This window comes from Flavobacterium petrolei, assembly GCF_003314435.2.
GTDB classification, from domain to species: domain Bacteria; phylum Bacteroidota; class Bacteroidia; order Flavobacteriales; family Flavobacteriaceae; genus Flavobacterium; species Flavobacterium petrolei.
Genome location: NZ_QNVY02000002.1, coordinates 144,984 through 158,655 on the forward strand (window position 1 = coordinate 144,984; position 13,672 = coordinate 158,655).

Sequence of the window (13,672 nt, forward strand, 5' to 3'; positions counted from 1 at the left end):
TCTTAATTATTAGGTTTCATTCAAAAAATTCCCGCCCCAAGACGGGAGATTTAAATCTGATAGTAGTTGTTTAGTTAGCAGGAATATTAATAATCGTATTTACCATAGTTACCGAGGAAATTAAAGAAATAGCTCTTCCGTTCAATACTGTTTCTTGACCAACAAGCGTTGTGCTGTTAGCTGGAGAAGACAATGTAACTCCTTCTTCTGCAATGATGTTTCCAACCATTACACCACCACCTGCGTAATTAATTACTGCTGTACTACCTACGTACCAATAAACATTTTTAGCCAAAGCTCCACCTATCAATTTAACATTTCTTGAAGCTGATGGAGAACCAACTGTTAATGAAGACTCTGCTTGGAAATACCAAACTGCATTTGGATTACCTTGGGCATCTAATGTAAGATCACCATTAGTGATTTTATAAGCACCACTAGCTGATTTATAAGTACCAGGTGCCAATGTTAAGGCTCCTAATTCACCAGATCCTTGATCACTTCCTCCTGGTTTTGAAGCCGGGGAAATACTATTATATAATGCTCTTGCTTCATTTAGTCCTTCTAATGCTTTTTGTGCTTTTGTAGCATTTCCTGGTGCAGGTGCAGCAGTAAAAATTCCACCAAAAACAAGTCCGTTATTAAGCGGAGTAATATCATAAAATTCATTTGGAGAAGCTAATTTATCAGTAAATCCAGTTACTAATGTAGAAGCTGCAGTTGTTCCGATTCCTCCGTTATTAATTCTAGTGTTAAGACCTTGATTCGTAATTCCAGCGTTTCCACCAAATATTCCGAAGAATAAACCTGCAGTAGGAGCAGGGGAATTAGTAACCAATGTAGTAAAGCTCCAAACAAAGTCATTTGCCAAAGCATTACCTGCAACATTTTTTGCACCAGTTGAAATTGTAGCTGTATAAAGTGTACCCTCTAATAAATCACTTGTCGGATTAAAAGTGGCTGTAGTTCCAGAATAACTTAAGGCTCCAGTAATAGTTGTTGTACCTTGTCTTAAGGTAAAAGTTGTTCCATTAATTGTTAACGGATCCATAATCATACTGAAGTTAGCAGTAATCGATTTATTAAGACTTATTCCCGTTGACATGTTAATTGGATCTGTAGATGATACAGTAGGGGCAATCAAAGAACCTGTAGTAAATTGCCATACATAATCAGCCATTAAAGCTGTATTGTCTAGATTTGTTACTGCTTTAGAAATAGTAGCAGTATAAACAGTATTAGCTGCCAAAGGCGCAGATGGAATGAAAGTCGCTGTTGAACCACTATACGTTACAGTTCCGGAAACAGCTGTAGTTCCTTGTTTTAAAGTATAAGAAGTTGTTGAAATAGTTGAAGCCTTCATCGGCATATTGAAGGTAACACTTACTAATTTATTTAAAACCACATTATTAGTTTTATCTTCAGGATCAGTAGTTGCAACCATTGGAGTAACTGTTAAACCAGTACTGAAAGTCCAAATAGTTTCTGTTTGTAAAGCATTACCTGTAAGATCTTTTACTGTTCTTGCTATTCTTGCAGTATAAGTAGTGTTAGGAGCAAGTAAAGCTGATGGGGTAATCGTTGCTGTAGTACCAACGTAAGTAACTACGCCTGGTATTTGTGAAGTACCGTTAAATAAAGTAAATGAAGACTCATTAATTGTTTCAGGATTCATTTCTTCATTAAAAGTGACCGAAATTAATTGATCAAGTGGGATATTTGTAGCTCCATTTGTTGGAGTAGTAATTGTTACAGCCGGACATACGCCATCGATTTCTTGGAAATCATCTTTGGCACAACCGGTAACTAGTGCAATAAAAAGTATTGCAAAGGTTAATGGTAATTTTTTTGTTTTCATTTTTTTTTAATTTAGGGGATTAAGTATTTTGTAAAAACAAAGGTTGTTTTATAAAAGTCAGTTAGTATTATACAATTAGGAAGATAAGTTGTAAGATTCACTGTTTATAAATACTTATAAGCTGTTATTTTGTTGTAAATAAAGTAGTTGTATTTTTATTATTTGAATAAAAGTTTATTAGACCTATTGAAAAAATCAGAAAATAAGACAGGTAATTGTTCTAAAAATATCATTTAGAGCACTACTTTAGAAGGGAAGGTGAATTTGAAAAAAATGTAGAGAGCAATTAAAATTGAGTATCAATAGTCAAAACAAAAAGTTGAATACATTGAATTGTATTTTTAGAATAGAAAAAATATTTAAGGTTTTAATTCTTAAATCTCTGTATTTTATTCCCCTTTTTGGTTAGAGCTAAAAATAAAAACAGTGACCTCTTTGGTGTAAGTATCACGAGTCAAAGTAGATTTTTTCGTTTAAACTAATGATTTTTTCAATTCTTCGGGTGAAGTTTAAGGTTGATTCAGGAATTAAGAAATGCGTAAAATAGTAGTAATGGGTAAAGCAAGTTCTTTATTGGCAATAATTAATTCAGCGGCACGCTTTTCTTTTTCTAGGTTTTGAAAAACAAGTTCTTTATTGGCAATAATTAATTCAGCTGCACGCTTTTCATTTTCTTGGTTTTGAAAAGCAAGTTGATTATTTTGAATTATTAATTCTTCCTTGTTTACTCTTTTAATCATCTTACTTCAATTTAAAATTTTTAATAAAAAAATTTTTTTAAATAGGACAAAAAGCTTGAAATTTCCTATCAAAAAATTAAAGATAACAATTAAAAAAGTATTAATTTAAAATTAGCCATTTTGCAAGTCGTTTTCCTTTACTTTTTCAGACTGTTTTGTAACAATGTTGGTTATTACAAATTGTAACACTGTTCCCAATATTCTTTTTATTGGATTGTGAGTAGATCCTAGCAAAACTTTTTTAGTTATGTATCCAGTAGTCATTCCTACAACATTGCTGAGGATATTCCCTTTAATTTCTGGGGACGTAGCTATAATGCCAAACGCATTTTTTATGAGATTTAATGGTTTTAAGCTTTCAACGGTATAATGATACTGATCTTTAAGTTGTACTAATTCATCAGCTTGTTTCATTTTCATTAATACGATAGTTTCCTTAAGAATTTCTGTTTGGTTTATCTTTTTCATATTAATTTTTTTTAAGCATTTTAACAATCATGAAATTACTGATAGGCATTTTAATCCACTCATTTTTAAAGATGTAAAGAATTATTGCGATAAGTAAATAAAAGCTAGATACGATGAAAAAGCCATAATATATTTTTCCAACTAATTCTCCAATCCATAAGGAAAGACCAATATTGACCAAAAAGGCAAACATCGCAAAAACAATAGAAACAGCTATTCTAGAAATTAGAGAGGATACAACATCAGCAGTTTTATCTACTACATTTAACCTCGCCAATTCTACTGTTGTTTTGGTGTAATTCTCTGCTCTTTCGAAAAGCATTTCTATTGTTGTCGCGTTATTTTCCATGATATAATGTGTAATGAATTTAATTTTGAAATCTTAAAAATGGAATATCTAATTAGATATTTGTATTTTTAATTTCGTTTTTAGCATCGTAAAATTTAGATTTTCCTTCAGCAAGTAAAGTTTCTCCTTCACTTTTAGCATCGTAAAATTTAGATTTTCCTTCAGATACTAAAGATTCACCTTCTTTCCAAATTTTCTCATATTTCTGAGTAATTGTACCTAATAAAGTATCTAATTTACCTTTCAATTCGTCAGCGTAATCATTGCTTTTGTTCATGATTTTGTTTCTTGTTTTGTCTCCTTTTTCAGGGGCAAACAATACTCCTAATAATGCTCCTACAGCTACTCCGCCTAAAACTCCTAATATTATTTTATCTGCTTTCATAATTATTTATTTTATTATTAATTTAAAAATTGAATTAGATACCTCTACCTTGAATAAGTCTAAAAAGTATTGCTATTACTGCAATAACAAGAAGTACATGTATAATTGATCCTAGGCTGAATGCAAAAAATCCGATTGCCCAAAAAATTACTAAAATTACTGCGATTGTATAAAGAAGATTTCCCATTTTGTTTTTTTTTAATGATTTATAATTTTGATTTTTTAGTAGTCTTGAATTAAATTCTTCTACCTGATATAAGTCTGAATAAGATTGCAATTACTGCAATAACTAGAAGAATGTGAATAATTGATCCTGCACTGTATGCAAAGAATCCAATTGCCCAAAAGATAACTAAGATTACTGCGATGGTGTAAAGAAGGTTGCTCATGATTTTTAGTTTTAAATGATTAGTTATTATTTATTAGTTTAATCTCAATCCTACGTAAACGTTAAAAACACTGTTTTTTGCGTCAGATGAAGTAAAGCTATTGTCTTTTCCTATTTTAGTTAAACCGTAGTTGTAACGAACACCAAAATTTACTACATCTAAATCAATTCCTAGACCACCAGAGATACCAGCGTCAAATTTGTTGAAATCATCAGTGTTTAATTCACTTTCAGAAGAGCCGAAATTAGAATCATTTGATGTTTTTCCACTAACCATGTAGGCTGCGTATGGACCAACATGCACATTGAAATTATCAGTTAAATTTGCAACTAATAAAATTGGTACTTCAATATAATTGATGTTGAATTTTGATGTTCCCTGAACTATTGCGTTATCGTATATTTGCTCAGAACCTTTTGTTGTGTAATTAATTTCCGGTTGAATTGCAATACTATTTGTAATGGGGAACTTAGCGTATAAACCAGCATTGAAACCTGTAAGTATGTTACTGTCATCTACATTATCTGTATAAAAATTAGAAAAGTTTAGTCCACCTTTAAAACCGTAAGAAGGGGTTTTTTCTTGCGCTTGTGCGCTCGTAAAGTTCATAAAACTTAATACCAATGAAGCAAAAATCAGTTTTTTTGAATTTTTCATTTTGTTTGTTTTTTAATTGAATTATTATATTACAAATATCCGCATCTTACCTTAGCCTATTGTTACATTACTTTTATTTAAAGTTACATTATTCACACTTTAGAGTACTTTAATAAATAGTTAAATTGTTAAAATATTGATAGTTAAATTATTAACAAAAAAAAGGCGAGTTCTAAAACTCGCCTTTTACATTTTCTATTTATTATCTACTGTCAAGTTTTTCATTGCAGTACCTAATTCATCCATATCTCGATTGTATTCTTCTTTGAAAGATTGCCAGTCGCTATTAGTGTCATTTTTGTATTCTTGCACTTTTAATTTGATGTTTTTATTTTTTAGCTCTAATGCTTCAATTTGTTTAGCATACGCTTCATCAATAGATTTACCAGTTTTTTTCATTTTGGTTTTCATTTCTGCAATGCGAATTTCATTTTGCGTAATAGTAGCATTCGTACTTTCTTTGAATTCATTCCATTCTTCCTCGGTAGCAGCGGCTCTAGCATCTGATAATTCTTCTTTTGCATCATCTAGATTATCTCTTGCTTCTTCTACGTTATCTTTGGCAGCTTCTTCTTTTTTTGAAGTGTCCTGGCATCCTACTAAAAGAGTTCCAGCCATGAATGTTGTAATTGCAAGTGTAAAAAATATTTTTTTCATTTTGTGTTTTTTTTAAATTATTGATTTGATTTATAGTTTATTGTGTTTTTTTTTTGGTAAAATTATTAAAGTATTGAAATTATTTTTTGGACAAAATTTTAATTTTTCAATACAGCAATTTAAGAGTAGTCAAAGAATGATAGAACCTATAAACCTTCAAATATTTTAAGTAATTCTTTTCTGCTTATCCCAAGTTTTGCTTGGTATTTTTTTAGCATTTCGTCTTTTTTTTCCTCTGAAAAAAGTGATTTATTATTGGTTAAAGCTGCAAACTTTTCTTTTAACCTTTTTTTTTGTTCTTCCCAGTTTCCCCCTCGCTCTATCGAATCCATTGTTTTTTGTGTATTGTCTGTAAAATAGTTTTCACTTTACAAAGTTCGGCCGTTTACAAAGGGAAGCAGTTATATAACTTTATAGATTAGTTTCATTATTCACTGATTCAATAGATTACAATACAGATTAGTAGAAAATGTAAAGAAATAAAAGAATGTTTTTTTTTACTAAGAATTCAGATGCGAATTATGTAGTTGCATTTTATGTTTATTTATGGCTTGAAATATATTTCTCTATTATATTCACAAGTGATTCATGATAATCGCTCAATACTTTAATAGTCATTTCGGGATTTTCAACGTCGGGAATTGTCACTGGCATCTCCGATAAATATTTAATTAATTCTGGATATTCTGTACGTATTTTCATAGTAATTTCGAGTATCGCTTGATTTATTTCTTTTTCTCTTTTCATGATAAATTATATGTAATGAATAAAATGGGTTGCTTTTGAAAATAAAATCTAAAACATCTTACTTGTTGAGATATACGATGTTTTAAATCATTAAATATTGAGATTTCTAACTATTTTAAAGAATCGTTTTCAGCACCAATTTTTAATTCTCTTTTCATTTCTTCCTCTTCTAAATCAGTTGCTGCTTCCTGCTTTTTTCCTTCTTCTTTTTTCTTTTTATTGAAATAACCTCTCAATAAGAAATTATGTTTAGCAGCTTCAATAACTTCATTTACACCTTTGGTTGCTGATTTAACATTCGTCAATGAAGAATCTATCACTTTTCCCATTCTTTCATCGCTAACCAGTTTTGATAAAGCTCCTTTTCCGTTATTCATATTTACTGTAAATCTTTTGAATTCCATAGAACTATTCTCAAGATTGGTTACCATTGTTTTTATGCTGTTTCCAAATTCTTCATCAGAAACTAATCGGGATAGTGCACCGTTTCCATTATTCATACTATAACTAAATTGCGCCAACTGAGCAGTAATAACGCCAGCATTATCAGCACTTTTTTTGACACTCACCATTAAATCATCCATTTCTATCGATCTTTTGGAAGTTATATAGTTATTGTTTTCAACAATTACATTAGAATTTTTACCGGATGAAATGGTTAAAATTTTATCACCCATTAAACCATCGGAATTAATACTCGCAACAGCGTCTTTCTTGATGTATTTGCGAACTTCCTCTTTTATGACTAATTTAATTACCACCGCGGTATCATTCAAAAAATCAATCTCTTCAACCGTACCAATATTTATCCCTGACAAGCGAACATTATTTCCAACTTCAAGTCCGTTAACCGAATTAAATTTTGAATATAATTCAAACGTGGATCCAAATAAATTTTTTTGCTTTCCAACGAAATATATGGTTCCAACAAATAGTACCAATCCAATAATTACAAACATCCCCAATTTCCATTGGTATCCAGATTCTTTATTCATTTTTTATTTTTTTATTGGTTAGATGAAAAAAGAACGAACCCATTCATCGTCGCTTTTTTCTAATTCTTCATACGTTCCTTCAATATGTATTACGCCTTCTTTCAAAATAACGATACGATCGCTAGTATGCTTTGCGCACGGCATATCATGTGTAATTATGATAGAAGATGTTTTATTTTTCTTTTGGATTTCCAGTATAAGTTCACTGATTTCTCTAGAAGTTATCGTGTCTAATCCTGTAGTGGGTTCATCATATAATATAATTTCAGGTTTTAGGATGAGAGTTCTTGCTAATCCAATTCTTTTGCGCATACCACCGGATAGTTCCGAAGGCATCTTGTCAATGGCTTCACTCAAACCAACGCTTTCTAAAACTTCAACAATTTGGTTTTCTAATTCCTCCGCAGATAAATCTTTAGCATGCCTTTTTAAAGTAAAGCCAAGATTTTCGCGAACACTCATAGAATCATATAAAGCTGCGTTTTGGAACAAAAAACCTATTCTGATTCTAATTTTGTTAAGCTCGGTATTGTCTAATTTTGTGATGTCAGTTCCAAAAACATTTATTTCTCCTTTATCAACTCCTATTAAACCAACTAAACATTTTATTGTAATTGATTTTCCTGAACCGGATTTTCCTAATACCACAAGGTTTTCACCTTTGTTTACGATTAAATTAATCCCTTTTAGAACTTCGTTTTTTCCGAAGGATTTATAAAGATCTTTTATTTCTATAACTGGAGCATTTGTTTTAGAAATAGGAGTATGGTCTGTTGTTGTTATTTCTTGCATCATTTTAGAAAAATAAATCAGTTATTTGTACCGCAAGCATATCAATGATAAATATGGTGAGCGATGCAGTCACTACTGCAGAATTAGCTGCTTTACCAACACTTTCGGTTCCATTAGCAGCATTATATCCTTTATAGCAGCCAATCATACCTATGAAAAAACCAAAGAAAAAAGTTTTTATAGTTGCCGGAAATATATCCAAAAAAGTTATTGATTCTAACACTTGAGCCAGATAGCGATACAAACTTACTTCTCCATGAATATTTATGCCTGCATATCCACCAATAATTCCAATACCATCAGCATAAATTACTAGTAATGGGATCATAAGCGTAGTAGCCAAAATTCTGGTAACAACTAAATATTTATAAGGATTGATGGCAGAAACTTCCATGGCATCAATTTGTTCTGTTACTTTCATAGAACCTAATTCAGCGCCAATACCTGAGGAAACCTTACCTGCACAAATTAAAGCAGTTATTACCGGAGCTATTTCTCTAATAAGCGATAATGCAACCATACTTGGAAGCCAGGATTCTGCGCCAAACTTAGCTAAAGTAGGTCTTGATTGTAAGGTCAAAACTAATCCCATAATGAAGCCAGTAATAGTCACTAATGGTAATGATTTGTAGCCAATGTTATAACATTGCTTGATGAATTCCTTCATTTCGTATGGAGGTTTTAAGACCTCTTTAAAGAAACGTGTGGCAAACAAGGTAACTTTACCTACATCATTAAAAGTATCTTTTAAATAGCTGATTATACTTTCTTTTTTTTCGGTTACTGTTTTATTCATTTATCATTACTATTATTTATGATTTTTTGGATGTATCTAATCTCTTATATTAATTGTAGCGCAAGAATAGTAAAAAGGAAAAAAGTGGTTGTCAGAAAAGAGTTTGCAATTTTAGAAAAATGCAGAGTTCGTTTTGATGAAATTCTGGAATATAATTTCTGTTTTCAAGTCAATAAATTTAAAATTTTAAATGACGAAATGACAAAAAAGTAAAAATCACATCATATTTATAATTTATGATAACATCAAATCGCCTAGCCTTTTTACTTTATCATGATCCGCTGTCAATAAAATTTGTTGCGATTTAATCAAGATATGAAGTTCTGCGGTAAGATGATCGAAATTACCAGACAAGGAATCTTTATAACTTTTTATAGCTACAAATTCGTTGTATTCCATTGTATTCAAAATATCTTCTCTGTCTTTTCCGATAAATTTCGATTTAAAATTAATCCAAAGTCTTTTCAACAAACTGTTATTTCTACATTCAAAAACAGGAACCCCTCCCATTTTATGAACCTCTTCAATAAGTTCTGATTTGAATATTGTGCTGGTATTTTGAAATTCAGAAAATAAATCTTTCAAATCGTTTTCTTCTGTTGCTTTTTTAGCTGTTTTGTAAATCTCAATTCTTTCGTTATTGATTTCAATAAGATTATTTAAAACTACAATTGATTTTTCTTTATTCATCATCTTAACTATTGCGTATTTATCTAACTTCGAACATAATTTTTGGGTAGGGAATTTTTGGTGAATAATAGTGATTTATCGTTACTCTTAAATCAGTTTCTTCTAATTCCTTAAAGATATTTTTCGATCGTTTTATAATAAAAATATTATTAATTTTTTTTCAGAACAGTATAATCAAATAAATTGGTCAGTAACAATCTGCTTAATAAATTAAAATTTTTAATTAAACTAAAATCTATTTGTTGTCAGAATTAGTTGCATTCCAGGATACTTTACATCTGCATTATCTTCTGCGGAAATAAATATTTTTGAAGGCTCAAATGACGTAACCGTTTCAAAGGTGGCTTTAAGTTTTGAGGACATAAATCCGGTGTCGCTTTTTATTTGTCCAATATTTTTCACAACAGAATTTTCGGTTTCCATCCAAACAACGTAAACGTTTTTTGAAGGTTGCAACCGGTTAACTTCGGCTAAATTTGATATTTTTATTCCAATCGAATAATTTTTGTTACTGTCTTTTTTTACACTCACTTTTCCCTCTGCGGCGGGAACTACTGAGGAGTTTTGAAAAGCTATATTCTTCCCGCATGATGCAAAAGACAACAACATAATTAGTGCTAAAAATCCTGTAAATAATTTTTTAATATTTGAATTTAATCGAATTGTCATTGTATGTTCCTTGAGTTGTTTTACGATACAAATTTCAATAGTATAGAGTTAAGATATGTTATATAAATATTATAAAAATTTACATTATTCACACGTAAATAATCACAGTCTAAAATAATTTATCCGTTTTTTTTGTTGCCAACCACTAATAAAACAACGCCTCCTACAGCGAGTACAATTCCTATAATAGGAGACCAAGCTACGGGATGATTTACTTCTTTGTTTACTTGAATTGGACCTATATCAACCACTTTTTCGGTAGTTGTAAAATTGAAGCTATTGTAAAACAACATTAGTATTCCTAAAACAATCAAGATAATTCCTATGGGTTTCGTTTTCATATGTAATTTATTTAAAGTTATTTTTTTTAAAGTGATTTTAGGTGTTTAATATTATGCTTCGGAAAAGTATTCTTTTACAAAATTATGTTGCTGGCTTGCGGTCATCTTGTCCGTGTTTTTGATTTCAAATTTAATCTTCAGAAAACGCTCGTCTTCACTAAGAAGATCAAAAAGTTCTACTTTGGCATTGGTAGGACCAAAGAGGATTACGCGTTTGTAGTTTTTAATTGTTTCTCCTATTTTTTTGTAATAGTCGTACAATTGTTTTTTCTCTTTTTCAAGCATCAAATTTTCATTTTTTGCCAAATGTTTTTTCTTCTCCTTGAGTGAAAACTTTGATTCAATTGTTTCAATCTCAAAATGTTTTGATGTGAATTCCATTAAATGGGCAAAGGAATGATCCATCCAAATCCCTAATTTTTTTGATGCCGTCATAATAATCTGTTTTTGGAAATAATAAATTTACATGTTTTAATAGATTACGATAATTAATTATAAAAGTCTAAAGTTCAGTTATTTGTTCTTGATTTTTATTATATAAATTTAGATAAAACTTATATAATTCACATGTAAATTCTTTATGAAAAGGTAATCAAATTTAAAATCACGCTCAATAATTTGCATCTCCTTTCAATGGTAAAGGAGTAGTTGGGCAATGAGTTGTTTTGTATTTTTTCTTTGAATAGTCATCAGAAACTAGATTTTCTGGATCGTTTTAATAAGTGCTCATCTCACTGTAAAGCATAAAAAAAGGGCTGTTGTTTCCAACAGCCCTCAACTAACCAAACCAAAAACCCAACTTAATCTTATTATTTTTCGTAGGTCATTTTCAACTCTACTCTTCTATTTTTTGCACGTCCAATAGCCGTTGCATTTGTAGCAATCGGTTTGCTTTCGCCATAACCTACTGCTGTAACTCTTGATCCTGAAACTCCTTTTTCCATTAAATAATTTTTAACAGATTCAGTACGTTTTTGAGATAATTCTAAGTTCAAAGCATCGCTACCATTGCTGTCAGCATGTCCTTCAATAACTAAGTTAGATGCATCATATTTATTAATGATAGTTACTAATTCATCTAATTGCGCTAATGAACCTATTTTTAATTTAGCACTATTGTTCTCAAAGAATATTTTACTTCCTAAGTATGTAATTCTTTCAACATCTTGTTTTGTAATTTCAGGACAACCTTTGTTTTCCATAGTTCCTTTAACGGTAGGACAACGGTCATCAATATCAGCCACACCATCTCCATCAGAATCTGGACAACCATTTAAACTCATTGGACCAGCAACATCAGGACAACGGTCTAAATCATTAGTAATTCCATCTTTGTCATTATCCATAGCACACCCAGTAGCATCTACTTTAGTTCCTGGTTTAGTATCTGGACATTTGTCATTAATATCAGCTACACCATCATTGTCTGAATCAGGACAACCGTTCAATAGAGCAGAACCTGCAGTATCTGGACAAGCGTCTAAGTAATCAGCAACACCATCTTTGTCTCTGTCTAATGGACAACCATTTTCATCAACAACTACACCAGCCGGAGTTTCAGGACAGGTATCATTACGATCTGAAACACCATCATTATCAGCATCTTTTTTATCACCTAAATTGAAAGTTAAACCAGCCATGTGAGATAAATAAGCGTCTTTTTTGCCATTATCAACACCGTCTCTTCTGTCTTTATTTGAAAAACTAAAAGTTTCTTGTAGGTTTAATGTAATTACATCATTCAATTTGAAATTTATTCCACCACCCGCTGTAGGTAAGGCGTAATCAATTCTATCTTGATCAAAGTTTAGGTCTTTGTCAAATAACATAGCACCAACTCCTGCAAATGCATAAGGTCTTACAATAGATTCAGGACCTGTCATGTTAAATCTTAAATTTAACGCAACTGAGTTGAAATCGCTTTTAAAACTTCCTGAAGGGCTGTTGTTATAACCAATTGTTCCTTTTGAAGCCAAAAAATTTAAATCGAAATAACGACCTAAATATCTAGAAACAGAGATACCACCAAAACCGTAGAATGCTTTATCAGTTTTATAAAAATTATTTCCTAAATCACCTTGGTATTGTGTTACACCTCCGTGAAGACCAATATTCCATTTTTTGTCTGCGGTTTGCGCTTTTGAGATAAATGTAAATGCTAAGCATGTACACAGTAATAGGATTTTTTTCATCTTTATTTTTATTATATTGTTTGATGCAAAGGTTGACAACATTGGGCTAACGATTGTTATATAACTATTGTAATAAGTTGTATCATTCACACATTGGGAAGAATTTTTCCTTTTTTATTCTAAATGTATACCATCAATTAACCATTAGTTAATCGGCAAAAAAAAGAACTATTTAAAAAAATCATTCTTTTGTTAACTGCTCATGGAGAAAGTTTTGAAAGAAGTTTTTTTTAATAGTTCTAATTAATTTTTTAAAAAGTTTACATTTTTTGTTTAAAACAAAAAAGGCTGCAGATTCTCTTTATTGACTAAATATTACTTTTGAAAATCCTTTTCTGGTGTCAGTTCAGATTCTTCAATATATTCTTTAGCAGTTATTTTTCCAACTCTGCAATTACTTCTTGACGTGTAGGGCATATCTGATTCTAAATTTTCCATTATAACAAGGACTTTGTTTATAAATTATTCTAAATATCTTCTCAATGTCCAAGCCATTGTTTCGTGAGCTAACATCAATCCAGTTAGGAAATCAGCTGTTCCTGCATCTTTATTTTCGTCAGCACTTGCGTCAACATCTTTTCTCAACTGAACGATTAGTGTTTCATGATCTTCTACTAATTCTTGAAGCATTTCTTTTTGACCTGGATACTGATTTGGAGATTCCTTGATAATTGTTAAATCTGAAAACTCTTTCATTGTTCCAATCGTTTTTCCACCTAATTTACTAATACGTTCTGCCGTTTCGTCAATTGAAACTTCCAGTTGTGTATATTGTCCTTCAAACAATTTATGTAATTCCATAAAACTTTGTCCAGATACATTCCAATGAAATTTTCTTAATTTAATATATAGCGTCATTTCATTTGCTAAAATTGAAGAAAGGATTGAAATACTGTTTTTTAAATGCGCTTCTGTAATTCCGATTTTAATTTTCATGTTTTCTAAAT

General features: G+C 30.7%; 21 protein-coding genes. All 21 read right to left on the reverse strand.

Annotation, left to right across the window (positions count from 1 at the left end; genetic code table 11):
• Positions 1–70: 70 nt before the first annotated feature.
• Entirely contained in the window at positions 71–1,858 is a 1,788-nt protein-coding gene (locus DR871_RS07115) for an Ig-like domain-containing protein (protein WP_113665919.1), read from the reverse strand.
• Positions 1,859–2,385: 527 nt separating this feature from the next.
• Positions 2,386–2,598 carry a hypothetical protein gene (locus tag DR871_RS07120; RefSeq protein ID WP_242497083.1) on the reverse strand — a complete coding sequence of 71 codons (213 nt, stop codon included), beginning with the start codon at positions 2,596–2,598 and terminating at the stop codon, positions 2,386–2,388.
• A 111-nt stretch (positions 2,599–2,709) separates the two neighbouring features.
• Positions 2,710–3,066 carry a hypothetical protein gene (locus DR871_RS07125; protein WP_113665918.1) on the reverse strand — a complete coding sequence of 119 codons (357 nt, stop codon included), beginning with the start codon at positions 3,064–3,066 and terminating at the stop codon, positions 2,710–2,712.
• 1 nt (position 3,067) lies between these two features.
• Positions 3,068–3,415 (reverse strand): hypothetical protein, encoded by a 348-nt coding sequence (locus tag DR871_RS07130; RefSeq protein WP_113665917.1) that lies wholly within the window; start codon positions 3,413–3,415, stop codon positions 3,068–3,070.
• Between the two features lie 52 nt (positions 3,416–3,467).
• Positions 3,468–3,800, reverse strand: coding sequence for a YtxH domain-containing protein (locus DR871_RS07135; protein WP_113665916.1), 333 nt, complete (start codon positions 3,798–3,800; stop codon positions 3,468–3,470).
• Positions 3,801–3,834: 34 nt separating this feature from the next.
• Complete coding sequence (locus DR871_RS07140; RefSeq protein ID WP_113633709.1) at positions 3,835–3,987, reverse strand: lmo0937 family membrane protein; 153 nt, start codon at positions 3,985–3,987, stop codon at positions 3,835–3,837.
• Positions 3,988–4,036: 49 nt separating this feature from the next.
• On the reverse strand, positions 4,037–4,189 hold the full coding sequence (locus DR871_RS07145) for a lmo0937 family membrane protein (protein ID WP_113633710.1): 153 nt from the start codon (positions 4,187–4,189) through the stop codon (positions 4,037–4,039).
• A 33-nt stretch (positions 4,190–4,222) separates the two neighbouring features.
• The gene (locus DR871_RS07150; protein ID WP_113665915.1) at positions 4,223–4,846 is read right to left on the reverse strand and encodes a porin family protein; all 624 of its coding nucleotides are present in this window, start codon (positions 4,844–4,846) and stop codon (positions 4,223–4,225) included.
• A gap of 195 nt (positions 4,847–5,041) precedes the next feature.
• Positions 5,042–5,503 (reverse strand): sll1863 family stress response protein, encoded by a 462-nt coding sequence (locus DR871_RS07155; RefSeq protein ID WP_113665914.1) that lies wholly within the window; start codon positions 5,501–5,503, stop codon positions 5,042–5,044.
• Positions 5,504–5,649: 146 nt separating this feature from the next.
• A complete protein-coding gene (locus DR871_RS07160) occupies positions 5,650–5,835 on the reverse strand; it encodes a CsbD family protein (RefSeq protein WP_113665913.1) in 186 nt (61 codons plus the stop codon).
• Between the two features lie 208 nt (positions 5,836–6,043).
• Positions 6,044–6,250: a hypothetical protein gene (locus tag DR871_RS07165; RefSeq protein ID WP_113665912.1), complete on the reverse strand. Its 207-nt coding sequence runs from the start codon at positions 6,248–6,250 to the stop codon at positions 6,044–6,046.
• 110 nt (positions 6,251–6,360) lie between these two features.
• Positions 6,361–7,245 (reverse strand): MlaD family protein, encoded by an 885-nt coding sequence (locus tag DR871_RS07170; RefSeq protein ID WP_113665911.1) that lies wholly within the window; start codon positions 7,243–7,245, stop codon positions 6,361–6,363.
• An 18-nt stretch (positions 7,246–7,263) separates the two neighbouring features.
• Positions 7,264–8,040 carry an ABC transporter ATP-binding protein gene (locus DR871_RS07175; protein WP_241258557.1) on the reverse strand — a complete coding sequence of 259 codons (777 nt, stop codon included), beginning with the start codon at positions 8,038–8,040 and terminating at the stop codon, positions 7,264–7,266.
• Between the two features lies 1 nt (position 8,041).
• Positions 8,042–8,800 (reverse strand): MlaE family ABC transporter permease, encoded by a 759-nt coding sequence (locus DR871_RS07180; RefSeq protein ID WP_113666066.1) that lies wholly within the window; start codon positions 8,798–8,800, stop codon positions 8,042–8,044.
• Between the two features lie 267 nt (positions 8,801–9,067).
• Positions 9,068–9,526 carry a PA2169 family four-helix-bundle protein gene (locus DR871_RS07185; RefSeq protein WP_113665909.1) on the reverse strand — a complete coding sequence of 153 codons (459 nt, stop codon included), beginning with the start codon at positions 9,524–9,526 and terminating at the stop codon, positions 9,068–9,070.
• Positions 9,527–9,751: 225 nt separating this feature from the next.
• Positions 9,752–10,192, reverse strand: a complete 441-nt coding sequence (locus tag DR871_RS07190; protein WP_241258558.1) for a hypothetical protein — start codon at positions 10,190–10,192, stop codon at positions 9,752–9,754.
• Between the two features lie 119 nt (positions 10,193–10,311).
• Entirely contained in the window at positions 10,312–10,533 is a 222-nt protein-coding gene (locus tag DR871_RS07195; protein ID WP_113665908.1) for a hypothetical protein, read from the reverse strand.
• A gap of 51 nt (positions 10,534–10,584) precedes the next feature.
• Entirely contained in the window at positions 10,585–10,968 is a 384-nt protein-coding gene (locus tag DR871_RS07200; protein ID WP_113665907.1) for a hypothetical protein, read from the reverse strand.
• A 374-nt stretch (positions 10,969–11,342) separates the two neighbouring features.
• Entirely contained in the window at positions 11,343–12,725 is a 1,383-nt protein-coding gene (locus DR871_RS07205; protein ID WP_165151101.1) for an OmpA family protein, read from the reverse strand.
• Between the two features lie 315 nt (positions 12,726–13,040).
• Positions 13,041–13,163, reverse strand: a complete 123-nt coding sequence (locus tag DR871_RS16610) for a hypothetical protein (RefSeq protein ID WP_256371163.1) — start codon at positions 13,161–13,163, stop codon at positions 13,041–13,043.
• A gap of 24 nt (positions 13,164–13,187) precedes the next feature.
• Positions 13,188–13,661: a Dps family protein gene (locus DR871_RS07210; RefSeq protein WP_206531516.1), complete on the reverse strand. Its 474-nt coding sequence runs from the start codon at positions 13,659–13,661 to the stop codon at positions 13,188–13,190.
• Between the last annotated feature and the right edge of the window lie 11 nt (positions 13,662–13,672).